26 protein-coding genes are annotated in these 26,374 nt (G+C 39.2%); 9 read left to right on the forward strand and 17 right to left on the reverse strand.

Features of this window, described 5'->3' with window-relative positions:
• Window positions 1–217: 217 nt before the first annotated feature.
• The 5 genes from AXW61_RS14280 to AXW61_RS14300 form a co-directional block, all read right to left on the reverse strand.
• Entirely contained in the window at window positions 218–1,279 is a 1,062-nt protein-coding gene (locus tag AXW61_RS14280) for a 3-deoxy-7-phosphoheptulonate synthase (protein ID WP_062034828.1), read from the reverse strand.
• Between the two features lie 491 nt (window positions 1,280–1,770).
• Window positions 1,771–3,870 (reverse strand): EAL domain-containing protein, encoded by a 2,100-nt coding sequence (locus AXW61_RS14285; RefSeq protein ID WP_062034829.1) that lies wholly within the window; start codon window positions 3,868–3,870, stop codon window positions 1,771–1,773.
• Between the two features lie 473 nt (window positions 3,871–4,343).
• The gene (locus AXW61_RS14290) at window positions 4,344–5,513 is read right to left on the reverse strand and encodes an acyl-CoA desaturase (protein WP_062034830.1); all 1,170 of its coding nucleotides are present in this window, start codon (window positions 5,511–5,513) and stop codon (window positions 4,344–4,346) included.
• Window positions 5,514–5,525: 12 nt separating this feature from the next.
• Window positions 5,526–6,554 carry an FAD-binding oxidoreductase gene (locus AXW61_RS14295; protein WP_062034831.1) on the reverse strand — a complete coding sequence of 343 codons (1,029 nt, stop codon included), beginning with the start codon at window positions 6,552–6,554 and terminating at the stop codon, window positions 5,526–5,528.
• 226 nt (window positions 6,555–6,780) lie between these two features.
• Window positions 6,781–7,896, reverse strand: a complete 1,116-nt coding sequence (locus AXW61_RS14300) for an S-(hydroxymethyl)glutathione dehydrogenase/class III alcohol dehydrogenase (RefSeq protein ID WP_062034832.1) — start codon at window positions 7,894–7,896, stop codon at window positions 6,781–6,783.
• Window positions 7,897–8,155: 259 nt separating this feature from the next.
• On the opposite strand from AXW61_RS14300, the gene AXW61_RS14305 reads away from it, so the two are divergent.
• Both AXW61_RS14305 and AXW61_RS14310 read left to right on the forward strand, forming a co-directional pair.
• Complete coding sequence (locus tag AXW61_RS14305; RefSeq protein WP_240487476.1) at window positions 8,156–9,571, forward strand: phospholipase D family protein; 1,416 nt, start codon at window positions 8,156–8,158, stop codon at window positions 9,569–9,571.
• Between the two features lie 258 nt (window positions 9,572–9,829).
• A complete protein-coding gene (locus AXW61_RS14310) occupies window positions 9,830–10,267 on the forward strand; it encodes a hypothetical protein (RefSeq protein ID WP_062034833.1) in 438 nt (145 codons plus the stop codon).
• A 62-nt stretch (window positions 10,268–10,329) separates the two neighbouring features.
• Here AXW61_RS14310 and AXW61_RS14315 read toward each other — a convergent pair whose 3' ends face one another.
• The 7 genes from AXW61_RS14315 to AXW61_RS14345 form a co-directional block, all read right to left on the reverse strand.
• Entirely contained in the window at window positions 10,330–10,923 is a 594-nt protein-coding gene (locus AXW61_RS14315) for a uracil-DNA glycosylase family protein (RefSeq protein WP_062034834.1), read from the reverse strand.
• A 29-nt stretch (window positions 10,924–10,952) separates the two neighbouring features.
• Window positions 10,953–11,663 carry an SGNH/GDSL hydrolase family protein gene (locus tag AXW61_RS14320; RefSeq protein WP_062034835.1) on the reverse strand — a complete coding sequence of 237 codons (711 nt, stop codon included), beginning with the start codon at window positions 11,661–11,663 and terminating at the stop codon, window positions 10,953–10,955.
• A gap of 175 nt (window positions 11,664–11,838) precedes the next feature.
• Window positions 11,839–12,162, reverse strand: coding sequence for a pyrimidine/purine nucleoside phosphorylase (locus AXW61_RS14325; RefSeq protein ID WP_004693265.1), 324 nt, complete (start codon window positions 12,160–12,162; stop codon window positions 11,839–11,841).
• A gap of 151 nt (window positions 12,163–12,313) precedes the next feature.
• Window positions 12,314–13,057, reverse strand: a complete 744-nt coding sequence (locus tag AXW61_RS14330; RefSeq protein WP_005399526.1) for an SDR family oxidoreductase — start codon at window positions 13,055–13,057, stop codon at window positions 12,314–12,316.
• A gap of 15 nt (window positions 13,058–13,072) precedes the next feature.
• Window positions 13,073–13,771: a histidine phosphatase family protein gene (locus AXW61_RS14335; protein WP_062034836.1), complete on the reverse strand. Its 699-nt coding sequence runs from the start codon at window positions 13,769–13,771 to the stop codon at window positions 13,073–13,075.
• Window positions 13,768–14,889 (reverse strand): phosphotransferase family protein, encoded by a 1,122-nt coding sequence (locus AXW61_RS14340; RefSeq protein ID WP_062034837.1) that lies wholly within the window; start codon window positions 14,887–14,889, stop codon window positions 13,768–13,770. The genes AXW61_RS14335 and AXW61_RS14340 overlap by 4 nt, the downstream gene beginning before the upstream one ends.
• 96 nt (window positions 14,890–14,985) lie before the next feature.
• Window positions 14,986–16,227 carry an acyl-CoA dehydrogenase family protein gene (locus tag AXW61_RS14345; protein ID WP_062034838.1) on the reverse strand — a complete coding sequence of 414 codons (1,242 nt, stop codon included), beginning with the start codon at window positions 16,225–16,227 and terminating at the stop codon, window positions 14,986–14,988.
• 94 nt (window positions 16,228–16,321) lie between these two features.
• On the opposite strand from AXW61_RS14345, the gene AXW61_RS14350 reads away from it, so the two are divergent.
• On the forward strand, window positions 16,322–17,239 hold the full coding sequence (locus AXW61_RS14350; protein ID WP_062034839.1) for a LysR family transcriptional regulator: 918 nt from the start codon (window positions 16,322–16,324) through the stop codon (window positions 17,237–17,239).
• 185 nt (window positions 17,240–17,424) lie between these two features.
• A complete protein-coding gene (locus AXW61_RS14355; RefSeq protein ID WP_004979847.1) occupies window positions 17,425–17,979 on the forward strand; it encodes a thermonuclease family protein in 555 nt (184 codons plus the stop codon).
• A 58-nt stretch (window positions 17,980–18,037) separates the two neighbouring features.
• On the opposite strand, the gene AXW61_RS14360 is transcribed toward AXW61_RS14355, so the two are convergent.
• The 4 genes from AXW61_RS14360 to AXW61_RS14375 all read right to left on the reverse strand — a co-directional run bounded on the left by AXW61_RS14360 (window position 18,038) and on the right by AXW61_RS14375 (window position 21,940).
• Window positions 18,038–18,640 carry a nitroreductase family protein gene (locus AXW61_RS14360; protein WP_062034840.1) on the reverse strand — a complete coding sequence of 201 codons (603 nt, stop codon included), beginning with the start codon at window positions 18,638–18,640 and terminating at the stop codon, window positions 18,038–18,040.
• Between the two features lie 186 nt (window positions 18,641–18,826).
• A complete protein-coding gene (locus tag AXW61_RS14365; RefSeq protein ID WP_062034841.1) occupies window positions 18,827–19,318 on the reverse strand; it encodes a hypothetical protein in 492 nt (163 codons plus the stop codon).
• A 108-nt stretch (window positions 19,319–19,426) separates the two neighbouring features.
• A complete protein-coding gene (fumC, locus tag AXW61_RS14370; protein ID WP_062034842.1) occupies window positions 19,427–20,821 on the reverse strand; it encodes a class II fumarate hydratase in 1,395 nt (464 codons plus the stop codon).
• A gap of 111 nt (window positions 20,822–20,932) precedes the next feature.
• On the reverse strand, window positions 20,933–21,940 hold the full coding sequence (locus tag AXW61_RS14375) for an NAD-dependent epimerase/dehydratase family protein (RefSeq protein ID WP_062034843.1): 1,008 nt from the start codon (window positions 21,938–21,940) through the stop codon (window positions 20,933–20,935).
• A gap of 559 nt (window positions 21,941–22,499) precedes the next feature.
• Between AXW61_RS14375 and AXW61_RS14380 the strand changes: the two genes are divergently transcribed.
• From AXW61_RS14380 to AXW61_RS14400, 5 genes are all read left to right on the forward strand, one after another.
• A complete protein-coding gene (locus AXW61_RS14380) occupies window positions 22,500–24,047 on the forward strand; it encodes a phosphoethanolamine transferase (protein ID WP_346402059.1) in 1,548 nt (515 codons plus the stop codon).
• A gap of 456 nt (window positions 24,048–24,503) precedes the next feature.
• Window positions 24,504–24,872: a sulfurtransferase complex subunit TusD gene (gene tusD / locus AXW61_RS14385; protein WP_004979940.1), complete on the forward strand. Its 369-nt coding sequence runs from the start codon at window positions 24,504–24,506 to the stop codon at window positions 24,870–24,872.
• Between the two features lie 44 nt (window positions 24,873–24,916).
• A complete protein-coding gene (locus AXW61_RS14390) occupies window positions 24,917–25,267 on the forward strand; it encodes a hypothetical protein (protein WP_062034845.1) in 351 nt (116 codons plus the stop codon).
• Window positions 25,268–25,277: 10 nt separating this feature from the next.
• Complete coding sequence (locus AXW61_RS14395; RefSeq protein ID WP_062034846.1) at window positions 25,278–25,559, forward strand: DsrH/TusB family sulfur metabolism protein; 282 nt, start codon at window positions 25,278–25,280, stop codon at window positions 25,557–25,559.
• Between the two features lie 14 nt (window positions 25,560–25,573).
• Window positions 25,574–25,885, forward strand: a complete 312-nt coding sequence (locus AXW61_RS14400) for a TusE/DsrC/DsvC family sulfur relay protein (protein WP_004979945.1) — start codon at window positions 25,574–25,576, stop codon at window positions 25,883–25,885.
• 12 nt (window positions 25,886–25,897) lie between these two features.
• Here AXW61_RS14400 and AXW61_RS14405 read toward each other — a convergent pair whose 3' ends face one another.
• Window positions 25,898–26,362, reverse strand: coding sequence for a helix-turn-helix domain-containing protein (locus tag AXW61_RS14405; RefSeq protein WP_062034847.1), 465 nt, complete (start codon window positions 26,360–26,362; stop codon window positions 25,898–25,900).
• Window positions 26,363–26,374: the final 12 nt, after the last annotated feature.

A 26,374-nucleotide genomic window follows, 5' to 3' on the forward strand; every position in this document is an offset into this window, starting at 1 on the left:
AAATAGCTGACTTTAAAAAGCATTTCTTTTCTTCAAAATACAATTTTTTATCGTGTTCTTTCAGGCTTCTGATTTTGCATAAGTTTCTGCTCTAGCTCAACCTAATTTATCGTTTGATAAATAATTTTTAGCTTATTTTTCAATTTATTATCTTCATTTATTGAACTACATCACAAAAAAAAGACCTTTCAATGAAAGGTCTTTTTGGCTGCGTTGATTAAGCACTACGTTGAACAGCGTGGCTGCGTAATGTGTCGGCAACCTCTAAAAGTACTTGCTCGGTTTTTTCCCAGCCTAAACAGCCATCCGTAACAGACTGACCATAGACCATGTCATCTGAAATTTTCTGATTACCATCAACCAAATGACTTTCAAGCATGACACCACACACATTGCTTTGCGTACGTTCTGCAACAATGCTACGCAATACATTAGGTTGATTGAGTGGATTTTTACTACTGTTACCATGACTACAGTCAATCACCAAAGCAGGTAATTCATCTTTGACTTTATCTTGCATATGACGAATATCGGCTAAAGCATAGTTAGGCCCCGAGTTTGCACCACGTAAAATCAAGTGTGGCTTCGGATTTCCTTGGGACTGAAGCATACATGCCATGCCTTGCTGCCCAATTCCCATGAACTGGTGAGGGTTTGATGCAGACTGAATCGCATCCAGAGCAATTTGAATTGAACCATCTGTGCCATTTTTGAAACCAATACTAAACGGCATATGACTCGAAATTTCACGATGAATCTGCGACTCGCTGGTACGCGCACCAATAGCTCCCCATGCCAACAGATCGTCGAAATAAGCAGTCGCCATCGGGCTTAAAATTTCTGTAGCAATCGGCAAACCCATTTCAATAATCGCTAAATACAATGCTCGAGACTGCTCTAATCCCAACTGCATATTGGAAGATCCATCAAGTAAAGGATCGTATAAAAAACCTTTCCAGCCCACCGTAGTCCGTGGTTTTTCAATATAGGCACGCATTACGAAGAAAATCTGATCTGAAACTTTGGTTTGTAATTGTTTTAACTTTTCAGCGTATTCTAAAACCGCAATAGGGTCGTGAATGGAACACGGGCCTGTAATGACCATTAAACGATGGTCTTTGCCTTCTAATATATTTTGAATGGTTTGACGCTGTTCAGCAATTTGTAGTTTTAATGGCGTTGAAAGTGGCAACTGCGCTTTGAGTTGCTGCGGCAAACTTAAAAGTGTTTCTTGAACTGTCGTTTGAGTACTTTGTAGTACAGTATTTAGAGCATTCATTGGTTTGTATCCTTTGGACTGTGGTGTTCAGTCCGATCTTTTATTTGAGCGTTATGGGTCTAATGGATTGCTGGGCTAAAGTCATAAATTGACTAAAGTAAAACCAATAAAAGTTGCTAAAGTATGAATAGTTAGTTGTTTTCATGAAGTACTCCAAAATTTATTAAAACAGCAGATATAAAAAAACCTGATCAGGGTTGCCGATCAGGTATTAACTAGGTGGGCAACCTCTTGATGCCCGAACGCGTTCAGGCAATTATCTAAATTGCCAGAAGTAATAATTTGCGTTAGAGATTACAGGTTGCTTTAACATTTTTATATCTTCAAAAAATATGTTATCTGAAATTTAAAATACGCTGATTTTTTTGCTTTTACAACACTTTTTTATACAAAAAATTCAGTTCTATCCCGTCTAAGCTACTGCTTTCGCCTTTAACTCAATGGCCTAATCATGTTTGAGTTCATGAGAACAGTCGCTATTGAAGCCATGCCTAGTGTAGTTTTAGCAACTGCATTTCTGCCTGCTGAGCACAAACAGGTGGACTAAACAGATAACCTTGCCCAATATGACAGCCCATATCTCTTAAAAGCTGCAATTGCATTTCAGTTTCAATCCCTTCAGCAACGATATCCATCGATAAAAGCGGACCAAGTTTGGCTAACCCTTCGACAATGGCATAAATCGATTTATCATCACTTAAACGTTGTACAAAAGAGCAGTCAACTTTAATAATATCAACGGGATAGTCGCGTAAATGAGTCAGAGACGAATGCCCTGTACCAAAATCATCCAGTGCTATTCGCACACCATTTGCTTTGAGTTTTTTTAAGGCGCGAACCACGTATTCATAGCCGCGTTCAGCCAAATGATATTCAGTAACCTCGATTTCAACAAATTTCGAGGGGATGCGATAGGCTTTGAGACGTTTCAAAAAGATCTCTGCAAAATTATCACGCATAAACTCAACAGGTGCTGCATTAATTGAAATAGGCACAACTTGTAAGCCTTTTGCACGCCATTCAGTAATCTGCTTGAAAACCTGATGCTGCATAATCTCACCAATACGGCTGGATAACTCATAATCATTAAAAGCTGCTGCAATTCGTGCAGGGCTTTGAATGTTATTTTGATCATCACGCCAGCGTAATAGCGCTTCATAACCAATAATTCGTTCTGAATCTAAACACACTTTCGGTTGGAAGAACGCCTCGATGGCAACATTACGAATAATTTGGTGCGCACAATTCAGTTGTTCTGATTGTTCCCGTACTGCATTAAACATATCCTGATCAAACATGCGCATACCGCCACGGCCTTGTGCTTTAACATCATTAAGTGCTGTGTCGGCACATTTGAGTAACTCACTGAGGTCATTCGCATCATCTGGATATAGACCACATCCAATGCTCATGCCACCATTGATGTAATTACCCGAAAAAGTAATGGGAAACTCAAGTTGTTGCAAAATCTGCTGGGCAATCTGATTGAGTTCGCCTATATCCTGCACATGTGGAATAATCACCCCAAATTCATCCCCACCAAGGCGTGCCAAGAAAGCTCGCCCTTCTAGAATTTGTTTTAAACGTTTCGATAAAATCCTTAACAAGTGATCGCCTGCGGCATAACCCAGTGTGTCATTGATGGTTTTAAAGTGATCTAAGTCCATCAGCATGACGGCTAACTTCTGCTTTTTGTCACGTGCATTGTTATACAGTTTTCTGATTTTTTCTTTAAACGCACGTCGGTTATTTAAACCCGTTAATTCATCACGCTCACTGCCTTGTTTTAATTTTTGTTCGGTCAGATATTGCAGCGTGATATCACGTGAAACACATAAAATACTCTGGGTCTCTCCGTCAACATCAAGTACAGGTGTCAGAACATTATCCCAATAATAAACTTTACCGTCCGATAAACTCATGCCGTTAAAACGGGAAATTTGGCCTTGGCCTGCATCATGCAATGCTTTTTTGGCTTTTTTACGCACCGCAGGAGGCAAAAGTTCGACCCAAGACATACCAAAGTCCTTAGCATCTGCACTTCCCAATAACATGACACATGCCGACTTATTCATATGTGTGACCATACCATCTGGCTCAACCACAATAATGCAGTCTACGCTGGCATTTAACATATCTGAATGCGCACGTAACAGCGCCAAAGACTCGATATAAATTTTCATGCCCTGATGAATATCAGTGCAACTCAGCTGAAATCCAACCGTAGAGCGATCCATTTCACCTTGGACTAAGAACCAATGATACTGGCCCTGATGATTACGAATACGGCAGGTTTTTTCAAATGTGAGCTCGGCAATTATCGGTTGATGCAAAAATTCATCTAATGCTGGTACATCTTCTGGATGAATATATTCGACCAAATTGAAGCTATCTGCAGATAAATCCATTCCTCCTACATACTGACGTAAGGGTAAATTTATATATTTGCAGAGGTCATTATGAATCCAAAAAAGCTGAGGAATAATATCAATCAGATGGTGGTCTTTTTTTAAAGTAGAACGCTTTCCTGCCTGTTGATCATAGGCAATATTTTTAGATTTAATTTTAGGCTGTGAATGGGTTCGAGACATAATAATTATCTGCAACTTAAACTCGCTGGTTTAGTCCATAACCAGACATATTGTTTAAAAAGAAATCAAGCAAAGTCATGAAAAAACAGTGAAAACAAAAAAATAAATATAAATATAACGACAGTGCGTGATTACCATCACAATATGCATCATATACAACTTATATAAGCGTATACCAATGAAAATTTGCAACTATTACACAATTCAGACAAATAACTGAGCGCGGCTTTCAATAGCACATGAGCATGCATTTAAGCAACATAACTAAGCCAAACAAATTTCAGTGAAAAACTAATAATAACAATACATTATTTTAAGTAAAGACCGATAATTCACATAATGATTAAGTTTATTCTATTTACATAAAGACGTTATTCATAGGAGCTTTACGCCCTACTTTTGTGCAAAAAAATCAGAAGCCTGATTGGTAAATATTATCCAATCAGGCTTCTGATTTAGTAGATAGTTGCAAGCTATGATTTAACGATTTTTTTCTTCAATAAACTCAAATTGTGTTTCAGAAAAGACTGTGTAGGGTCACTTTTTTCATAACATTCATTTGGCAGCGAGTATTTAGCCAACTTCACCCAAACAGATGAAAACTGTTTGATAAAGCTCGCTTCATTGTAATGAATTCCATACTCTGCACACAGTGCTTTAATTTTGGGTGCGACTTGTGCGTAGCGATTGGCTGGCATGTCCGGGAAAAGATGATGTTCGATTTGATGACTCAAGTTCCCGCTTAAGATATGCAAGGCCTGTGTCCCACTAAAATTACTTGAGCCTCGAATTTGGCGCAGATACCACTCGGCCCGTGTTTCATTGTCAATATTGTCCATTTCAAAGTTTTCAGCATCTTCAGTAAAGTGACCATTAAAAATCACCGCGGATGCCCATAAACTACGAATAACATTGGCTACTGCATTTCCTGCAAAGACTGGCAGTGCATTTGGCCCAGCAATCATGGGGAAAAAGACATAGTCCTTAATCACTTGGCGTTTCATTTTCTGCCTAAAATCATATGACTCTACCCAAACTTCACGCCAAGTTTTTGTTTTATAGACCACCACATCTTCTATATACAGATTTTGTATACCAACATACCACTCAAAAAACACCATCAACTGTGCAGCTAAAGGTAGATTCAACAAAAAGCGCGGTTCCCAGACCTGTGCATCGCTCACACGGACTAAGCCATAGCCGACATCATGGTCCATACCAACAATATTGGTGTAGGTATGATGGATATAATTATGCGTATGTTTCCAGTCGGGGCCTGTGGCCATAGTATCCCAGTCATAATTTGCCCCATTGAGACTCGGGTCATTTAACCAGTCAAACTGACCATGCATGACATTATGCCCAAGCTCCATATTTTCTACGATTTTAGATACTCCCAATAAACCTGTGCCCAAGAGCCATACTGGAGGTAACCATCCTGCAAACATGAGTATTGCACGTGCGCTTATTTCGCTATAGCGCACAAAATTTCGAATTTTGTAAATATATTGAGCATCTTTTTCATTGAGACTTTCCATCACTTCACGACGGATTGCTTCAACTTTCGCACCAAACTCTTCGACTTGTGCAGGACTTAAATATTTGGATTTACTGCTTTCACTAAAATAAACGGGAAGATTCATATCTATGCCTTCTTATAGGTTGATCACAACAGGACTAACCGCCTGTGAAATGCATAATTTAATTTGTGTGTTATTGTTTTGATCAAGCTCACCTGTGAGCAGATTCCGCACCACACCCTGAACTTTGGTACATGAACAAGTATTACAAATGCCCATACGACAACCATGTGCGGGACGTAAACCCGCCTGTTCTGCACTGTCTAATAAATTGCTTTTGGCCTGAAACTGTTGCTGAGAACGTTGAAACGTGACCACTTGAGCACTTTGGGTGTGATCGACAACAATTTGAAAGTATTCGGTATGCAGATAGTCAACTAAGTCTAGAGCCTGATAAATTTCTGTCAGGCTTTGCATCATATTGGCAGCACCGCAGGCATAGCATTCACGTTGTTCAAGACCTTCAATCTTTTGGCTAAGCAAGTCTTGGCTCAGATGTTGTTTATGGGTCAATGTATTGATATGGTGATATTTAAACTGCGGATAATGTTCGACCAGACTTTGCAGTTCTGCGCGAAAGGCATCATCCCGCGTAAAGTAAATGAGATCGATATTGGAAACTGTTTGTGGGCATTTTAATGCAGCCTTAATCAATGCGTAAATTGCGGTAATACCACTCCCCGAGGCAATCATCAATGCAGAGTGAAGCTGACTTTTTAAAACAAATTCGCCTTGCGTTTGGGAAATTTCAACTACACTTTTCACAGGCTGTTGAGTGAGTGCATTTGAAACTTTGCCCTGTTGTTTGACAGCAATCACAAGATTACCATTTTCTAAAATCTCAACAATCGAATAGCTTCGCTGCCAACGTACACCAGCAATGAGTACTGTCACTAAGATACTTTGCCCAGCTTGATAGTCGGTTGCTTTAAAATGATGATTTGGCTGTAACTGCATGTACACGAAGTCATCTGATAAGTGATGCTTTGCAACAATCCGCGCTTTGGCTTTTTTCCATGCCCATAGCGGATTTACTTTTTCAGCCAGAAAATCAATGAAATCTTCACGTACCCATTCAGGACGGTATTCAACATGCTTTCCCATAGTCACCCTCTGCTTTAGTTTATTTTTATACAAGTGTGCATTATTGAGCCATCAAGATAAGGTCAGAACCTATTTTCGACTATGTCATAAAAGGACAAAATCTAACGAATTGACATTTTTTATCATTTTTGTCTAACAACATGAACAGTTTTGCCAATTCACTTTTCTTCTAATCAAAAACAAAAAACCAAGCCGCAGCTTGGTTTTTTAAACATATTACAGCGAATTAGTCTTCAAAATGAATCACAGTACGGATTGATTTTCCATCATGCATTAAGTCAAAGGCTTCATTGATTTTGTCGAGACCCATGGTATGTGTAACAAATGGAGCTAAACGAATGTCGCCAGTCATGGCTTCTTCAACCATACCAGGCAGTTGCGAACGACCTTTTACACCACCAAAAGCTGTCCCTTTCCAGGTACGGCCAGTGACCAGTTGGAATGGACGCGTTGAAATCTCTTGGCCTGCACCTGCCACACCAATAATCACCGACTGTCCCCAACCACGGTGTGCACATTCAAGTGCTGAGCGCATGACATTGGTGTTACCAATACATTCAAATGAGTGATCAACCCCCCAACCAGTCATTTCAACAATGACTTCTTGTACAGGACGGTCATGATCTTTTGGGTTTACAAAATCAGTTGCTCCGAATTCTGCTGCTAATTTATATTTGTCAGGGTTCGTGTCAACCGCAATAATACGGCTGGCTTTGGCTTTTTTTGCACCTTGTACAACAGCTAGACCAATACCACCTAAACCAAAGACTGCAACGGTATCACCCTTTTGTACTTTGGCTGTATTTTTTACTGCACCTAAACCAGTGGTCACGCCGCAACCCAATAGGCAGACGTGTTCAGGGTTAGCATCTGGATTGATTTTAGCCAAAGACACTTCTGCGACAACGGTATATTCAGAAAAGGTTGAACAGCCCATGTAGTGATAAATCGGTTGTCCATTATAAGAAAAACGCGTTGTACCATCGGGCATCAGACCTTTACCTTGTGTAGCTCGAACTGCAACACATAGATTGGTCTTGCCTGACTGACAGAATAAACACTCGCCACACTCAGCCGTATACAGTGGAATAACATGATCACCCGGCTGAACGCTAGTTACGCCTTCACCGACCTGAACTACGATACCCGCACCTTCATGGCCTAAAACTGCTGGAAAATCACCTTCGGGATCATCACCAGATAGAGTAAATGCATCGGTATGGCATACACCTGTATGGGTAATCTTGACTAAAACTTCACCTTTTTGCGGTGGAGCAACATCAATTTCTACAATTTCGAGAGGTTGTCCAGGTCCAAAGGCAACAGCTGCACGTGATTTCATTTTCGCTATCCTTAAGGAAGTCTTTAACAGATGCGCTACAGTAACCGCTTATTTATTCTTTGTTTCAACCTATAACATGTGAAATATATAACTTATAAAAATTAGGTCTTTAAAAGAAATATGGCGATACCAACTCATTGTCGACCTCTGATTTTGCTAAGCACCGTTTTAACACTCGCGGGATGCCAGCTCGCCCCCAATCAGGCTAAGCCTTCAGCCCCTGTAGAGGTATATGCAGAGCATTGGCTCAAGGGTCAAGATGCATCTGCACAGAAAAAAACAGGGACTTACGGCTTATTTGGCGTTGGACGAAGCATTTATGAGCATTGCCTCACGCTTACACTTGATACGAGAGGCCAAGCACAGTCTAGATGTCCAATACTATATCTGGGGAGATGACTTTATAGGCCATATGATGTTGCACGAACTGCTGAATGCTGCGGATCGTGGGGTGAAAGTACGTTTATTAATTGATGACCAAAACGGCACGGCACTTGATGAAACTTTCAAAAAGCTGAGCGCTCACCCCAATTTTGAAATCAAATTATTCAATCCTTACAAATACCGTCATTTACGTGTGATTGATTATGCTTTCCGCTTCAATCACATTAACCATCGTATGCATAACAAACTGATTATTGCTGATGGCGCAATAGCAGTAACTGGCGGTCGTAATATCAGCAGTGAATATTTTGACGCCAGTGAAAAATTCCAATTTACCGATTTGGACATTTTGTTTTATGGGCAAGCTGTAGAGCATGCTAACAGTGTATTTCTAAATTTTTGGAATAATAATCTCAGTTATACCATTCCCCAATTAGTGGGTCGTGGGACAAAAGAAGAACTGGATCAATTAAAACAGCACTATGAAGCGGATGCCTTAGATAAAAATGTGATTGAACAGAAAATTGATTTGGCTCGTATACAAGTCGATTCAGAGCTAACCAAACATCCTGTTAACTGGGCAAAAGCTCATTTTATTGCCGATTCTCCCAATAAAATTCGTGGTGAAGCAAAACCTGATGAAATCATTGTCAAACAAATGTTCGATTTGATGAGCAAGCCTGAAAAGCACATGGAATTGGTCTCCGCATATTTTGTTCCAACCACAGCAGGTGCCGACTATCTCTCCAATTTGGCAAAAAATGGAACTCGAGTTCGGGTCTTAACCAATTCGTTATTGGCTAATGATGTTGCCATTGTGCATGCATTTTATAAAAAATATCGCCGTGGCTTGCTCAAAAATGGCGTCAAATTATATGAATTTAAACCCTATATCGAACGAGAAAAATACACATGGTATGAAGTGGCAACTGGTCATGTGATTCCAGCTAAAGGTCGAAGTTCCTCACGGCTCAATGCCAAATTTTTTGATATAGATGGAAAAGTCTTTGTCGGTTCGTTTAACTTTGACCCGCGCTCAGCCCATTTAAATACAGAAGTAGGCTTAGTGGTAGAGTCAGATCAATTGCAAAATGCAATCTCACACAAGTTAGATGAATTTCTCCCGCATATTGCATATGAGTTAAAGCTCAACTCTCAAGGCGATATCATTTGGCTTGAACATCAAAAAGATGGAAGTGTCATTGAACATCAAAAAGAACCCGAAACCACAAAATTTCAGCGTTTTATGATGAAAGCTGTATCATACCTGCCCATTGAATGGATGATGTAATTACAGGTGAATGACATTATCCACATTTTCTAATGTACGATAGCTTTCTGTTTAGGCAGAGTTGCTTTGTTTTTAGGCTCAGCTTAAAAATACTTTATCTATTGCTATTTTTAATAAACAATTTTGAATATAAGACTCGAACAGAATAATTTGATCTCATACCTAAATTCACTCAAAGGCTTGAAAAGTTTTACTCAGTACACACTTTGATTTAACATGCAGCCCTCCTTTTTTATCTCTCCTTTATAAAGTTTAGTAATGCAATTTTTTGATTTAAGTCGTCAGTTTAATCTCAGCAATATTTTACCCCCCTACAAAACACTAGAAGATCTTGCTCGACAAGAATGGTTTCTAAGTAAAGTACGTGTAGAACATGACTGCTTGAGTGACAATGACATGGTTGAAGGACAAGTTGTTTTAAAATCCAATCAAAATATCCAAATTGAACTGGAGTGGCTAATCCAAGATACAGGCCATGAACTTTTAGTTCAGTTTAAAGGGATCGAAACAGCTGCAAGCGAAGAGACTTTTGTTTTGGTGAAAGGTGCACAATTGATCAATGAATCGCAACAACCACTTTCGGCAAGTGCACTCCGCCTATGGATTGATGGAACATTATTTCCTATGCTGCCACAACTGCGTAAACAGATTAAAGTTCGGCTGAATCTCTGGGACTATGTTGAGTACGAAGACTAAAGCAGACCAACCATCTACGAATGGCTGGAAGATTCAGTCATGTGGATAATCCAAATAGTTACCTAAAGTAAGCCTATTTCAGAAAATAAGTTTTGATAAGCCTCGGCTTTTTTCTCTAAAGCCAAAGGATAGGCACGAGAAGAAGATGGCATCCGATAAAGCCTCAGCTCTCGTCCAGCAAAATGTGTCTCGGACTTCATGCCAATTTGTGGTTTTAACGTACCTGTAGGCATAGACAGCATGAGCGTATCAGTAGCTTTATCGCCAGTCGTCATCACACTATGACATTCGGGCATTTTTTCAAGTAAATGTTGTATATTGGTTGGGGTAATAATGTGCAAAAACTTATCTGAAGCATTTCCTTTTTGGCGAATCACGTCATAGGCCGTATCAAAAATCGCAATGCCCCGTTCATTTAAAAATGTACGGATCTGTTGTTCTTTAAATATCTTCTGCTCGATATTGAGAAAATAATTTTTATCTTGGAAAAAACACAGGCCAAATATTTTCCACATATCATTTTGAAAATTTGGATAGTAAAAGTCCATTTTCCAGCGGATCTTGGGCGGCGGAAAGCTGCCCAGCATCAATAATTTGGCATTAGCCGGGAGGAACGGTTTAAGTGGATGTTTTTCGATTTCAACTGAATGTGTCATAAGCTATAAAAAATTGTCTTTATTGCATTTTAAAAAGATTGGCGTATTTTTTCAGCCACTTGTTTACCCCAAAATTGATAAATTTCTTTGCTAGGGTGGAAACCATCTTCGGCCATAGCTAAGTTTAAAGCCAAAAACTTCTTTAGATCGTAATCTATCCACTCCATCTGATTTTGCTGTGCGACAAATTGGCCTAATTCTAAGTTCATCGCTTTGGCATATTGACCGAACAACCATGCAAGTGGGTTTGGAAGTGCAGGAAACTGATCCATCGGTGGTACACCTGATGCAATTGTCAGTTGTGGACTAAACTTATGTTTGAGTATGTCATAAAGCTGCTTCTGTTTTGCGATCCAAGCCTGCGGCGATGTAAATTTTGTAATGTCATTTACGCCCACAGAAGTAATGATGACATCAAAATGCTGTGCCTCAAGCGTTTGGATGGACTGAATGACCTGATCTGTGGTGAATCCCGTCGTTGCTTGTAAATAAAATTGAATACTAAACTCAGATGACAGTTCTTTTAAAATTGAACCCAATAACGCATCATCTTGAGCATTTACACCAACACCTGCCGCTGCTGAATCCCCCAAAATGAGCAAAGCAAGCGACTTACCCACGCCCTTTTGTCCTATGCGCTCTCCTTCGGGTTCAGCCAATCTTGGTGTATTTTTTTTGACAGCATAGCCCTGAAAAAGAATGACTGGAATTAAAGCCAGCGTATAAATTTTTAATCGCATATTCAGTGACTGGGTCTAAGCTAGCTAAGAGATGAAAATAGTATACGTTGAATTGCGTCTATACACTGACTTAATATAGTCTTTAGAAATATTGCTTTAAAGTTAATGATAAAAAATACAATCATAAAGTTATAAGACTTAACGTTATTCTAACAATTTAAGTCTTTGTCTTCGGCTATTTTTCTAAGTGACAAATATAATCTACGACTTCACTTGCCATCATACTGAAGCGACTGTTGGCAGGAACATCAAAACTTTCACCTGCATGATACAGCCTCATTTCAGTCTGTAGGCCAATTTTAACTTGGCATTGACCTGAAACGATTTCAATATGCTCTGCGACATGCGTTTCAAAAGTCAGCGGTTGATCTGTAGGTAAAATAACTCCAAGGGTCTTTTGTGAACCATCTTCACATTGAATAACATGACTAATTGAGCGCCCACCAAAATGAACATTGGGCTTTTTTCTGACTGAAACAAAGTCGAATTGTGTGGACATCTTGATCACCTTTTTCTTCAATGCTACCTCGGTTTTATGACCAATTCATGAATGCACTCAAATGATCATCTGGAAATAGCAACATATGTTTAGAAGGCAGTGGCATAGTTAAAAATAAAAAGGCTGATTTACAGCCTTTTTATTTCAATCATTAACCCAGTTTATTGACCAATTTCAGCGGTAAAATTTTCATCGCCAAACCTAGTGGTAGCCACGGCCATTTTGGAACATAGGCTTTTACAGGAGCTTTTTCAATTTCTGCGGCCAACAGTCGTGAACCTGTTTTTTCATCCACTTCAAAAGGTAGTGGTTTTGCACCCTCATTGATTTCTGTACGAATATAGCCAGGGAAAATCGTGGTGACTTTAATTGGGGTATTGAGCAGTTCTGCACGAATACCTTCGGCCAAATGTGCAACACCTGCTTTACTTGCACCATACGCTGTCAAATGTTTCGGCATACCGCGGACTGCACTCATAGAAGAGATAACAACCAAATGCCCTGCATTTTGCTCACGGAAAATTTCAACTGCAGCTTCACACTGCGCTAGAGCTGAAATAAAGTTGGTTTCAACAGTGGCTTTATTAATCGCAAAACTGCCTTTACCAATTCGACGTCCATCTCCAATTCCAGCATTTACAATCACACGGTCTAAATGGCCAAATTCTTGTTTAAATGCACGAAAAACTTCAAACACTTGATCGTAATTGGTCACATCTAAAACTTTAGGGATGACTTTTATCCCGTACTTGCTTTCAAGTTCCTGCTTTAAACTTTCAAGGCGATCTAAGCGTCGTGCACAAATTGCCAAGTTATAGCCTTTTTGTGCAAATTCGCGTGCCATACCTGCACCAATACCAGAACTTGCCCCTGTAATTAAAATTGTTTTAGCCATGTCTTAATCCTGTCCTTAGATCCATGTCAGTAAGTTTGAGTTTTCGGCTTTAATAAAATGATGTTCATTGAGACTTAAAAGTTGCGGCTCATTTCCCACCAGTCGTAATGTGGTCATGCTGCTGTTGGCAATGGCCCAATTAAGCGCAAAGGTTTTATTCGGACTTAAACCTAAAAGTTTGCCTGCAACCACTGAAATCACACCGCCTGAAGTAAACACCACAGCATAACGGGGTTTAGTTTGAGCCAGTTCATCACACAAATCTTGTAAAGCGACTTCAATTCGGCTTTTAAATTCAGGCCATGATTCATCGTATTCATGGTGATAGTCGCCACCTGTCCAGCGTTCAATTGCCCCTTCAAATATCTTGCCCAAATATGCACGTGGATTGGATTCTTTAGCCACATCGGCTTTTAGTAAATGTGGCTCGTTAAAACGCGGTTCGTAATGGGCAAAGACTTGCTGATGATTGAACTCATTCCATGCAGAATCTGTTAAAACATCTACTTCAGGAAAGCATTCAGCCAAAGAAATACATGCCGTTTGCTGATGTCGCTGCATGGAGCCTGATACCACCACAGGCGCTTCTTTTAAGATCTGATCAAAATATTGACCCAAAATTTTGGCTTGGAGTTCACCATTGGGAGAAAGTTGATCATAACTTTCTGCACCAAAAGATGCTTGCCCGTGGCGAATGAAATAAATAGTGGTCATTTGCCTAATATTTCCTTCATTTTAACAATGTATTTTTGAGCAACTTCATTGGCTTCAATTTTCTGTAAACCAATCAATTTAAGTGCGCGAATATGGAGAGCGTGAATTAAAATCCAAAAATCTTTGAAAGCTGGGTTATTGGTCTGTTTATGGTGATAGCGATAATAAATTTGTTGGGCAATCACGGCTAAACGGAAAATGCCAAAGACTTCATAAAAGGTCCAATTCTCGACGTCTAAACCCGTTTTTTCTAAATAATAATCGACTACTTCTTTACGTGTGAACATGCCTTTAAGATTTGTCGGTTGACGACGTGTCGCTTTAAAAAGTGCACTATCCGACTCTTCAACCCAATATGCCAAGGCCGAACCTAAGTCCATCAGTGGATCACCAAGCGTTGCCATTTCCCAATCCAAGACACCAATAATTTGTGTCGGATGATTCGGATCTAAAATAATATTATCAAAGCGCCAATCGTTATGAATTACACAAGTTTTTGAGTCTTCTGGAATGTTATCCTTCAGCCACTTACGTACATATTTAAATGAAGGGACGTTAATGGTTTTGGCTTTTTCAAAACGAGCGTCCCAACCTTCCACTTGACGACGGCAGTAACCATCACCTTTACCAAGGTTCTCAAGTTCTGTGCCTTGGTATGGGACTTGATGAAGTTCGATCAGTTTATCAATCACATTGATACACAACTCACGAACTTGGGTTTCTTTAAAATCTAACTCTCTCGGTAAGTTGGCCCGTGGAATAATGCCTTCTACGCGTTTCATCACGTAGAAGTCACAGCCAAGAACAGTTTCGTCCTGACACAATGCAACCATTTCGGGAAGTACAGGATAAAAAGGGGTTAAATTCTTTTGCACATAATATTCACGTGCCATGTCATGTGCAGATTTAGCTTTGGTACCTTTGGGTGGGCGGCGTAGAATTAGATCTACATTGTCGTATTTCAATCTATACGTCCAGTTAGATGCACCGCCTGAGTATTGCGTGACTTCAACCTGCCCTTGTAGATCGACACCTTGTGCTTTGAGCCAGTTTTCTACGGCTACAGCATCCAGTTCTTCACCCGCCCGAACTGTTCCACCTACATCAATCGCTGACATTCTTTTTTCCCAAACTATCAATCTTTTCTTTATAACTTAGAAGATCATCTATTCTTATTTCAACACGATGAATTAAAGAGATGATCTTCTCCTCTATTATTTTTTACGACGCGTACTATAGCCACGTTTTGCCAGTTCTAATTTTGCAATCATGCCTTTATGCACTTCATCTGGTCCATCGGCCAAACGCAGTGAACGTGCTTGAGCGAAGAAACCTGTCAAAGGTGTATCACGCGACACACCTGCTCCGCCGTGAATTTGAATCGCCATATCAACCACTTTTTCAAGCACACTTGGCGCAACGACTTTAATCGCAGAGATTTCGGTTAACGCTGCCATATTCCCTAAAGTATCCATTTTATACGCAGCATACAAGGTTAATAAACGTGCTTGATCAATTGCAACACGTGCATCAGCCACTCGCTCTAGGTTCCCGCCTAATTTTAAAATCTCTTTCCCAAATGCTGTACGACTTATGCCGCGATCAATCATCAACTCTAAAGATTTTTCCGCAGCACCAATACAGCGCATACAGTGATGAATACGACCCGGCCCTAAACGACCTTGGGCAATTTCAAAACCTTGACCTGCACCACCAATAAAGTTGGAAACAGGAACACGAACATTACTAAAGCTAATTTCGCCGTGACCATGGGGAGCATCGTAGTCACCAAAGACTGGTAACATTCGTTCTATTTTGACTCCAGCCGTTTCAACAGGCACTAAAACCATCGAGTGTTGATGGTGGCGATCTTTAGTTTCATCTGGTGTATGTGCCATAAAAATAATAATTTTGGCATTGGGGTCACCTAAGCCTGAAGACCACCATTTACGGCCATTTAACACAATTTCATCGCCTTCGATCACGGCTGTTGCTTGCATATTGGTCGCATCGGATGAAGCAACAGCTGGTTCTGTCATGCAGAAAACAGAGCGAATTTTTCCATCTAAAAGCTGCGTAAGCCACTCTTGCTTTTGAGCTTCAGAACCATAACGCCACAATACTTCCATATTGCCACTGTCTGGTGCATTACAATTAAATACGGTCGGCGCAAGAAGACTCCGACCTGTGAGTTCTGCAATATGAGCATACTCTTGAACCGATAGACCTTGACCAAATTCAGGACATGGCAAAAACATATTCCATAAACCCGCAGCTTTGGCTTTGGCTTTGAGCGTTTCAAGTTGTGCAGGCCACTGCCATTTGGTCCAGTCGCCACCTTGGTTTAGTTCATGTACCTCATGCCAAAAGTCGGTTTCGATCGGCTCAATTTCGTTTTGAATAAATTGTTTGGTACGTTCTACATAATCTTGAGCACGTGCTGAAAGTTCAAACATGGCTGCTTCCTTCGATCTATTTTGATATTTTCGCTTTACATCAACATAACCTGAAAACTAATATGAACAAAATGATTTTATTTTATAGATCAGCATGAACAGCATTCATAGTAAGTCGCCCATTGATATGGGACTTTTTCATCGCATCGATATCAATTTATACCCACTTTTTATTGCGATTTATGAGCAAAAAAGTATTTCAAAAGCAGCTCAAATCTTGTCGATTACGCAGTCTGCTGCCAGTCATGCCTTGCAGCGTCTACGTAGCCATTTAAAGGATGATTTATTTGTTCGCTCTGGCAGCCAAATGCTTCCAACACCTTTTTCAGAACAAAATTACTTAATTATTAAAAATGCTTTAATTGCGATTCAAAGTATTTCCATGCAGCAGCAAAGCTTCGACCCTAATATGGTTCAAAGCCTAAAAATTGCGATTCATGATGAAATCGAGCCTATTATTTTCCCAAAGTTAGTTGCTCACTTTCAGAAACTTAGATTAAGTATTCAGTTTATGAGCAGCAAGCTTGACCGTAAAACGGTAGATGCCGATTTAGTTTCTCAACAAATTGATTTTGTGATTGATTTGGAACAAAATTTTGGCGATAAAATTCAATTTGAGAGCTTGGTCAAAGACCAGTTTGTGGCTTGTACTCAGCTCCAGAAAATCAATGCTGAATTGTATTTGGCTGCACCGCATATTGGTGTATCTTCGCGGCGTACCGGTGTTTTAGTTGAAGATGTTCATTTAAATCGTAAGCAACTGTCTAGGCAGGTTTTTTTGCGTTGTCAGCACTATTCTACTGCGCTACAAATTCTAGAGCAATATCCCAATGCAATTTTAACGATTCCTCAAAATATTTTGAGCCATTTGCATGTTTCCCCTCTGCTCAATATTTTTGATGTTCCTGTGAAACTGCCGCAGATGAATATTGGAATTTATTGGCATAAAAATTTAACTGAAAATAAAAGACACCTTTTTTTGAGAAACGAAATTTATGAAATTTTTGCTTAGGCTATTTCTAAATAGACTAGCTATTGGCTTTTTTACTTCGTTAAAAATTTGTTCCAGTTTACTTGTTTAATTAAACATCTACTTTCTTATGAAAAATAGACACTTGAGACCACTTAAAGCATTCTAAATAGTGTATCTGCCATACAATGTCTTTTTGATATTTTTATTTTCCATTGCTCTCCTCTATGTTTGATCACCTGTCCAATAGCTGGCTCATCGGTATTGGCTTCGTCCTTTGCCTGATACTGGTATTTACTTTTTATAAAATACAAAATGCTCTCAGCCAATTTCTTCATCCTTTTAAAAAAGGTAAAACCTATTGGTGCCGAATTACGGCTATAAGTGATGGTGATACACTGACATGCTATCGGTTTAACTTCCGACGCTCTGAAACCAAATTGCGCTTTGCCTATATTGATGCGCCTGAGTCGACTCAAAGCTATGGGCCTGAGTCCAAACGCTTAATCAAAAAAATGGTTTATCGGAAAGTGGTTCGTGTTCGCATTACAGACATTGATCGTTACGGTCGTTGTGTAGGTGAAATCTATCGTTTTCGAAGAAGTATGAATGAAGAGATGGTCAAACGTGGTGCAGCATGGGTCTATGAGGACTATATAAAGGATAAAAAGCATTTGAAACATATGAATGCTTTACAAAGTCATGCGAAAAAGCATAAGAAAGGTTTATGGCGCGGCACTCGCCCTATTCGCCCGAGTGACTACCGAAAAATGAAGAAGTAGCCGATCTGTAAAAACTAAGCCGAAAAAGCCGCTCCATATAAAGCGGCTTTTTTATTGATTATTTGAAGACTTTAAAGCGTACAGCATCATCCACGAAGCCTTTTTCTTTAGCTTCCCCCTCAACTGAGCCGAAGACCAGTTGTGCACGCAGTTTCCAACTTGCAGGCACATCCCACTCAGCATGGACTTCTTCATCTACAATTGGATTGTAATGCTGTAAAGATGCACCTAAACCTAAAGTATGTAATGTAGTCCAAGTTGCAAACTGCGCTATTGCTGTTGAATGCTCTGCCCATACTGGGAAATTTTCAGCATAAGATGGAAATTGCTCTTGTAGACCCTGAATTACATCCAGATCTTCAAAAAATAAAACCGTTCCTACACCTGCTGCAAAACTGGCCATTTTTGCAGTTGTTTTAGCCGCGCTTTCTTCATCCTTAGCATAAGACTTCAGTTTTTCAGCCACAAAAGTCCAGAACTTTTCATGTTGCGTATTAAACAAAATCACCGCCCGAGATGACTGTGAATTGAACGATGATGGGCTTTGTTTAATGGCAGTTTGAATCAAATCAGTTAAAAATTCAGGGCTGTGCTCGACCTTTTTACCAATAGCATAAATGGTACGACGCTTTGTGATTAAGTCGATGAACTGATTTGACATATTATAAAATCCTTACGGTTATACGGTGAATGATGACGCAATGTATTAAGCAATATTAATTCCAATATTTGACCAAATAATAAAATTTAGTGCTTTAGATGCAGTTTAAATACTTTCTTGTGCTCGCAAATACATAGTTTTGCTATCGATATAAAAAATCCTCCATTTGGAGGATTTTTAAATGACTTAAAATTTGGCTTCTAAGACTTGAGTGGAAATTTTATTTTCCCATAATTCACGAAGAATAGGTAAATAGAACTTTTCACCTAGTTCAACCAATTCTGCATCGATCAATGCATGAATCTCATGCATAAATAAATAATCAAGTTCAACTGTTTTCAACTGTTGCTGTGCTTTTGCAAAGTCTTTGCGCTTTTGTTGTGCACGTTTCACTAGAGCATCTGCAAAATCTTTATCTTTAAACTGTTTGATCGCGTTTAAACGTAGCTCAATCACGCCCCAACCACTCAACAACAGTTTGAAAAGTTCAAAGTCAGTCGTGGTTGATTCCCATGTCATTTCTTCAAGATTTTCATTTTCAGGTAGAACAGGAAGTAATAACTCCATAACACTTGGAAAAATCTTTTTGAAATTTAAAACAAATTTAACAGGATGTTCACCCGGATAATCGTTAAATTGCACGTTTTTCTGAACATCTGTCAAATAAATATCAAGCATGGTAACTCATCAGCAGTTTTATCTTTAGTCGACCATTGTACCGACTTCACCCAAAGATAAAAACTGCTGATGTTCATTTGCTCTTTAGTTGAGCATCTGGACCAAGGGCTATTTTACATTTGGGGAAATCATTTGCTCTGGACGTACCACTTCATCAAACTGCTCAGCAGTGACCAAGTTCAACTCCACAGCCACTTGTTTTAGGGTTTTGCCTTCTTTATACGCTGTTTTGGCAACTTTCGCTGCATTTTCATAGCCAATCACTGGGTTTAAAGCCGTAACTAACATTAATGAGTCATGTAAGAAGTGGTCAATTTTTTCGCGGTTTGGCTCAATACCCACTGCACAGTGATCATTAAAGCTATTACATGCGTCACCCAAAAGCTGAATCGACTGCAACAAATTAAACGCAATCACTGGCATGAATACATTCAACTCAAAGTTACCCGATGCGCCCGCAACATTAATCGTGGTGTCATTGCCTAAGACTTGCGCCACCACCATGGTCATCGCTTCACTTTGAGTCGGGTTCACTTTCCCTGGCATAATACTTGAACCTGGCTCATTTTCTGGAATACGTAACTCGCCAAAACCACAACGTGGGCCACTTGCCAACCAGCGGATGTCATTGGCAATTTTGTTCAAGCTTACCGCAAGTGTTTTTAATGCACCTGAGGCAAACACTGCTGCATCACGCCCAGCCAATGCTTCAAATTTATTTGGTGCAGTCACAAAAGGCAATCCAGTCAACTGTGCCAGTTGTTCCGCTGATTTTTCTGCATAATCAGGATGAGCATTCAACCCTGTACCTACAGCAGTTCCACCTAAAGGTAGTTCATACAAACCTGAAAGTGCTTGTTGTAAACGCTTTAAGCCGTGATCGAGCTGAGAAACATACCCGCTAAATTCTTGGCCTAAGGTTAAGGGTGTCGCATCTTGTAAATGAGTTCGGCCAATTTTAACGATGTCAGCAAATGCTTGAGACTTTGCCTCTAAAGTATCTCGAAGCTGTGTCACCGCAGGAATCAGTAATTCATTGATCTGAATACTTGCTGCGACATGAATCGCCGTTGGGAACGAGTCATTGGTCGACTGAGCACGGTTCACGTGATCGTTCGGGTGTACAGGTTTTTGTGCACCTAAGGGATTGCCGAGTTTTTGATTAGCGATATTGGCAATCACTTCATTACAGTTCATGTTGCTTTGTGTGCCTGAACCAGTTTGCCATACCACCAATGGAAACTGACTATCCCACTGCCCTGCAATCACTTCATCCGCAGCACCGACGATGTATTGCGCCAATTCTTGTGGAATTTGGTTGAGCTCAGCATTGGTCAATGCTGCTGCTTTTTTCACTAAGCCCATGGCACGAATCATTGGACATGGTAGACGTTCACTACCAATTTTAAAGTTTTGCAAACTACGCTGAGTTTGAGCACCCCAAAGTGCTTCACTCGGTACTTCAACTTCGCCCATCGTGTCATGTTCAATACGTGTTTGCATTTTAACCTCTTCCTTTTTAAGTGAATTGCAAAATGATTATTTTGCGCTTGTTTTCCTTATCTTAATGATTAAGCAAAAATATGTAAATGATAATTGTTATCAGTAAATTAATTAACGGCCATTTAGACTTTGTCGGTAGAAACGCCATCCATCTTCAAGGGTTTGTTCTAAACTGCGCTTCGCTTCCCAGTGTAAAACGTTTTTCGCTTTACTACACTCGGCTGCGACCTGATCTAATTCCACGATGTTCGAATCCACAACATCGACTGTAGCAATATCACTTTGCGTCACATTTTCAACTTTTTCAACCAACTGCTGTATCGACACACTTTGACCTGCAATATTAAAAGCTTCACAGGCAAATTGTTGAGTACTTAACCATTGTAACGAAGCCGCAATCGCATCACAGGCATCGAGGATATGTAAAAAACTACGCTCTACGGTATGGTCTGTGGTTTGTGCACTTTTTCTAAGTTCAATATGATCACGCTGTTTTGCAGCGACTTGCATCAACAGTGGAATAATATTTTTCGGTAAAGGCGGAAACAGTTCTCCAAGCATCGCATTTTCAAATGCACCTGCAACATTGCCCATTCTTAAAATTGCAATTTTCCATTCATTATCCGTTTTTGCTGTATCTCGAATAATTTCTTCGACCATTTGTTGCGATTTGATATACGGGTTTGGATAGCCGTAATTCAGTTCTAAATCTTCTTCTAAATGTAGGCTGGATTCACCATAGACTGCAAGACTGGAAAGATGAACCAAAGTTCGGACACCTGTGCGCTGCATGGCACGCAGTAAACTCATGATACAACTGACATTGTCATTATAGTATTCCAAAGGCTTCAGTACCGATTCTTCAAGCGATTTAAAACTTGCTGCATGCACCACCGCATCGATGGAATACTGCTCAAAAACTTTGTTTAAAGCAGGCGTATTTCGTATATCAATTTTGACAAAAGGCACGTACATGCCGCTGATGAATTCTAATCGTTCAAGAGTTTGTAAGTTCGCATTGGATAAATTGTCTACAATAATGACCTCTTGCCCATGCGCCATAAAGCTCAAAGCAATATGAGAGCCTATAAAGCCTAAACCACCAGTCACTAAAATCATTGTATAGATACTCCTTATAATAATCAGCAAGTTGTGATTTATTGGTGTATTTATGGTGTTCCAAATGACTTATCCACAGATATTAAACGCAAAAAACCGACTCAAAATTCTCTTGAGTCGGCCAATCTGCAAGAGCACTATACCACCATATTATAGGTTCGGAATATTGCATGTGTTACAGTTATACCTATGAACTGTATACCGTTTATGAAAAGAAAAAGCTTATTGAATAAATTGTGAAGCTTTAAATTAGGATGTACGGTCCATTCAAAGTGTCTGTAAGGAGAAAATTATTCATTCTTCGTCTTTTTTAATTTAGATTACGTTTTATACAGGTTCTAGCGCACACGATAGGCCTCTCAAACAGACTTTTGATACATCGATATAGCTTTATTGGCCCACTCAGTATAATTTATACCTTTCGTCTTTTATTGTTGGTGCATTAGATCTATTCAGCACGAACGTTTTAGATAATGTTTTACAACTGGATATCTAATACCCTTTGATCATGAAACGCCAAAAATATATTGTTGTCCTATTCCTCATCGTGCCCGTAATCTTGACTGGTGGTGTTCTAGCTTTTTCCGGGAATCCATCTGATGGGATCCGTCTTGCCCTCTTATCTCTACCTGGAATATTGCTTTTATACAATGCAATGCATAAAGCCCATCTAATGTGGAAAATCAGCAGTATTTTCTGGTGGCTTCTATTTTGGATTGACTCAATTTTACGCTCGACAACATGGTTTATTTATAACAGTGATAATGATGCACATTTCATCGTTCAAGCTATTGCTAATACGTCTTATCAGGAAGCCACAGAGTTTTTGCAATTTCATTCATTGACGCTGGGAATTGGTTTATCCATATTTCTTTTATTTGCATATAGTTACTTTTTATGTGTGTTTAAAATTTTACCTAGATACACTTTCTCAGAACTGTTTAAATCTAACAGTCAAAAATTAATAATAATTATGCTTAGTGTATTGGTTTTGATAGGTTATCTAGGTAAACCTAATAGAGCTCTTCACCCAGCACTTTATTGGTCAGATTATTATTCGAAAATTACTTCATTTAAAGAGAGTATAAAAAAACATAAGGATGTGCATCAGGAGTGGTTACATAATGCTAAAACAAACCTTGTTGTAAACTTCAAACCCAATGAAAGCCAGACCCATGTACTAATAATAACAGACAGTGTTACAAGCAAAAATTTAGGTGTGTGTGGGTATCCAAGGAATACAACCCCTGAACTACAAAAATACTCCTCCACATTTAGAATATTTTGTAACGCTTATTCACCTGCAGCTTCAACAATAGATTCCTTAAAAATGAAGCTTACAGAAGGATCCCTTAAGAAGGAAAACTTATACGCTTCAGAAAGTATTTTAGCATATGCGCAAACAGCAGGCTTCAAAACCTATTGGATTAGCAATCAAAATGATAGTTATATTTCATCATTATTCGGCTCATTTGTTGACAATCAAACTTATACTAATCATCGCTCTGGTAGAAGCAGTAATTCTTTAGATGAAAATATTCTCCCTTTTTATGAACGTGCTCTACAGGATACACATCCTAAAAAATTAATTATTGTTCATTTACTTGGATCTCACCCCAATTACCAGCTCCGTTATCCTGACACTTTTTCTAAATTTACAACTGAATCAAACGACATGATTGAACAGCAATTAGAAAAAAAGAATATTAGCTTTTGGACACAGCAACAGCGTAACTATTATGATAATAGTATTGCATACCAAGATTGGTTAATAGATCGTTTTTTTCGAACCTTTCAGAAAAATGACACAACTACATTCAGTTCATTCATTTTTGTATCTGATCATGGTAATGAAGTAGGACACGAAAAAAATTACGCTGGCCATAGTCCTAATACAAAAGCAGGTTACCAAGTTCCTTTAATTGTTTGGTATAAAGGTATAAAAAATACAGGCGTTAATTTGAACAAATTGATTAACACCGCTGACTTAGATACTTCTCTAATGGCTCTAATGAGAATTGATGAGAAGGGCAATTTTGAAAAACCAAATTTATTTAAAGATAACTATATCTTTAGACCATCATCTAACTGGCCTTATTGGGATTAATCTTATAAATACTTTAGCTATTGTATCAACTCAATTAGGGAATGAGCTAATGTGAAATATTATGACAAAACTGTTCAAATATGTCGAAATCGATAAGAAAATAATTCGAAATTTTGCTACTACCTTAGACGTAGAATTTCCCAATTAACGACTTTGACTTTGTTGCCACTAATGGAGACCTAAATATTTCTTAGTGCAGATTGCCTTTTATTCTATCGAGAATGTAGTAAAAGGAAAGAAAATACAAGGAATTTAGTGCAGATAAAAAAAGGTTTTTTCTTCTTTGATATTCAAATTAACTCGATAACACATTGTTTTTAAATATTTATTTTTAAAATATTTTTAATATTCGATGCGAAATTTTATAGATACCACCTAAAATCATTGTATACTACCTTTTTATTATGAAGTCCGAATGTACCAAGCAAGCTTTGGACATTCCTCTAGTGAAGTTTGATGAGTACTTTATTACTAATTACCTCCGCACCGAGTTCAATTCATGCATGGCATGCTCTAGGTTTAGCACAAGCACTGCATACGAAAAATGAACCCTTTCGAGTGTTTTTCTACCAAGATGCTGTTCAGGTTGCCAATGCTCTGCAATGGGTACCTGACGACCAACGGAATCTATGTTCTGAGTGGCAAAAACTCGCCATTCGCCTACCCGTTTGTGTAAGTGCAGCCTTGGCCCGAGGAATTACCGATGCCGAAAATGCACAGCGTCATCAGTTAGCACAGCATAATCTTGCTACAGGTTTTGACTTGGTAGGTCTAGGGGAACTAGCCGATGCCGTTCAATCTGCAGAGCGCTTAATTCAATTCTAAGTGCTAAGTTTTCAAGAATTTGTTGCTTTTAAAAGGTATATTGTGTGAAATCTGTACTGGTTATTTTAACCCAAGCCAATTTGAACTCTTTGCAAGTGCATGAAAGCCTGTCTGCAACCATGGTTCTTGCAACTTTTGGCTGTGAAGTCAAAGTCTTATTACAAGATGCTGCACTCAGCTTATTAAACAATGCTCAGTCATTTGAACCCTTAAAACATGCGTTTAAACTGGCTTCAAATATGGTTGATAGCTTTGAGTTTTATGACTTAAGCCCGATTTGGATTGAAACCAAGAATCAAGCTTCTGACTTTGTTCAACAAACAGAGCAAGAAATTGAATGTGTTGAACTCAATTCCAATTTAATACAACAGTTTGACCATGTATTATATTGGTAAGGAAACAATTATGAGCAAAACACTTTATCTCGTGCAGTCTCCATTTTCCGCGACGGAACAAGCGCTGAGTAAATTACAAAACCTCTATCAATCAGGGGATGATGTGGTTTTAATGGGTGATGCAGCCCTGTATATACAGCATACTTTTATTCAGCAGCTAGCTTGTGTATTTGTGCTTGAACAGGATGCTGAAAATATTGCTGCTATCCATTCGAGTAACCTAGAAACCATCAGCTATGATAGGTTTGCTGCGCTATGCTTAAACCATAGTCGTTGTATCAGTTTGAAATAGTTTTGAGTGTTTAGATGAATTTAGAATTAGACCAAGATGGTCATTTAGTCGATTACACCATTTGGAATCAAGAGGTTGCAAAAGAGTTAGCAAAATCTTTAGAGCTTGAATTGACCGATTGGCACTTTGAAATCCTCATGGCAGTACGTCAGTTTTACCAACAGTTTGGACACTCACCTGCAACACGTCCGCTAATTAAGTTTTTAATGAAAACAGTCAGTGCAGACATCAATAATGCCATACTGCAAGAAAAGTTTAATACTGGGCTTGTAGCGCGCCATCTGAGTCGTTTGGCAGGCGTGCCAAAACCTGCAAACTGTTTATAAACTTAAGCTTGTTTAACGTCTGATTGAACAGTAAACCTGTGTCGGTATCGCTTTGATGTCTTTGGCATGTATGGCATCACCACATTCGTTACAAACCAAATGTGGCTGAATGCTATGCCCGCAGGTTTTATGAATAAATTGCACGGGACGACCTAAACCCTCGTCCATCCATTGATCGGCCCATGTTGCCATGGACATCAGCACTGGGTATAAAGCCAGACCTTTTTCAGTCAGACAATATTCAAAGCGCTCTTGGCGATCTGTATAGGGTCTTTTCTCCAAAATATCATGTTCAACCAAACGCTTTAAACGCTCAGAAAGCACATGACGAGTGACACCTAAGTTTTGTTGAAAACTTTCAAAACGGCGTGCACCCAAGAATGCATTTCGTAAAATCAACATCGTCCACCGATCGCCAATCACCGACAGCGTTCGTGCAATTGAACACGGTTGTTCCCCGATCTCATCCCATTTCATTGTAAAAAACCA

Source organism: Acinetobacter sp. BMW17 (assembly GCF_001592855.1).
Lineage (GTDB): Bacteria > Pseudomonadota > Gammaproteobacteria > Pseudomonadales > Moraxellaceae > Acinetobacter > Acinetobacter johnsonii.

Excerpts from the sequence above, each read along its gene's own strand:
- AXW61_RS14280 (WP_062034828.1), bottom strand. The coding sequence starts at position 1,279 with ATGAATGCTCTAAATACTGTACTACAAAGTACTCAAACGACAGTTCAA.
- AXW61_RS14285 (WP_062034829.1), bottom strand. The coding sequence starts at position 3,870 with ATGTCTCGAACCCATTCACAGCCTAAAATTAAATCTAAAAATATTGCC.
- AXW61_RS14290 (WP_062034830.1), bottom strand. The coding sequence starts at position 5,513 with ATGAATCTTCCCGTTTATTTTAGTGAAAGCAGTAAATCCAAATATTTA.
- AXW61_RS14295 (WP_062034831.1), bottom strand. The coding sequence starts at position 6,554 with ATGGGAAAGCATGTTGAATACCGTCCTGAATGGGTACGTGAAGATTTC.
- AXW61_RS14300 (WP_062034832.1), bottom strand. The coding sequence starts at position 7,896 with ATGAAATCACGTGCAGCTGTTGCCTTTGGACCTGGACAACCTCTCGAA.
- AXW61_RS14305 (WP_240487476.1), top strand. The coding sequence starts at position 8,156 with ATGCATCTGCACAGAAAAAAACAGGGACTTACGGCTTATTTGGCGTTG.
- AXW61_RS14310 (WP_062034833.1), top strand. The coding sequence starts at position 9,830 with ATGCAATTTTTTGATTTAAGTCGTCAGTTTAATCTCAGCAATATTTTA.
- AXW61_RS14315 (WP_062034834.1), bottom strand. The coding sequence starts at position 10,923 with ATGACACATTCAGTTGAAATCGAAAAACATCCACTTAAACCGTTCCTC.
- AXW61_RS14320 (WP_062034835.1), bottom strand. The coding sequence starts at position 11,663 with ATGCGATTAAAAATTTATACGCTGGCTTTAATTCCAGTCATTCTTTTT.
- AXW61_RS14325 (WP_004693265.1), bottom strand. The coding sequence starts at position 12,162 with ATGTCCACACAATTCGACTTTGTTTCAGTCAGAAAAAAGCCCAATGTT.
- AXW61_RS14330 (WP_005399526.1), bottom strand. The coding sequence starts at position 13,057 with ATGGCTAAAACAATTTTAATTACAGGGGCAAGTTCTGGTATTGGTGCA.
- AXW61_RS14335 (WP_062034836.1), bottom strand. The coding sequence starts at position 13,771 with ATGACCACTATTTATTTCATTCGCCACGGGCAAGCATCTTTTGGTGCA.
- AXW61_RS14340 (WP_062034837.1), bottom strand. The coding sequence starts at position 14,889 with ATGTCAGCGATTGATGTAGGTGGAACAGTTCGGGCGGGTGAAGAACTG.
- AXW61_RS14345 (WP_062034838.1), bottom strand. The coding sequence starts at position 16,227 with ATGTTTGAACTTTCAGCACGTGCTCAAGATTATGTAGAACGTACCAAA.
- AXW61_RS14350 (WP_062034839.1), top strand. The coding sequence starts at position 16,322 with ATGAACAGCATTCATAGTAAGTCGCCCATTGATATGGGACTTTTTCAT.
- AXW61_RS14355 (WP_004979847.1), top strand. The coding sequence starts at position 17,425 with ATGTTTGATCACCTGTCCAATAGCTGGCTCATCGGTATTGGCTTCGTC.
- AXW61_RS14360 (WP_062034840.1), bottom strand. The coding sequence starts at position 18,640 with ATGTCAAATCAGTTCATCGACTTAATCACAAAGCGTCGTACCATTTAT.
- AXW61_RS14365 (WP_062034841.1), bottom strand. The coding sequence starts at position 19,318 with ATGCTTGATATTTATTTGACAGATGTTCAGAAAAACGTGCAATTTAAC.
- fumC (WP_062034842.1), bottom strand. The coding sequence starts at position 20,821 with ATGCAAACACGTATTGAACATGACACGATGGGCGAAGTTGAAGTACCG.
- AXW61_RS14375 (WP_062034843.1), bottom strand. The coding sequence starts at position 21,940 with ATGATTTTAGTGACTGGTGGTTTAGGCTTTATAGGCTCTCATATTGCT.
- tusD (WP_004979940.1), top strand. The coding sequence starts at position 24,504 with ATGAGTACTTTATTACTAATTACCTCCGCACCGAGTTCAATTCATGCA.
- AXW61_RS14395 (WP_062034846.1), top strand. The coding sequence starts at position 25,278 with ATGAGCAAAACACTTTATCTCGTGCAGTCTCCATTTTCCGCGACGGAA.
- AXW61_RS14400 (WP_004979945.1), top strand. The coding sequence starts at position 25,574 with ATGAATTTAGAATTAGACCAAGATGGTCATTTAGTCGATTACACCATT.
- AXW61_RS14405 (WP_062034847.1), bottom strand. The coding sequence starts at position 26,362 with ATGAAATGGGATGAGATCGGGGAACAACCGTGTTCAATTGCACGAACG.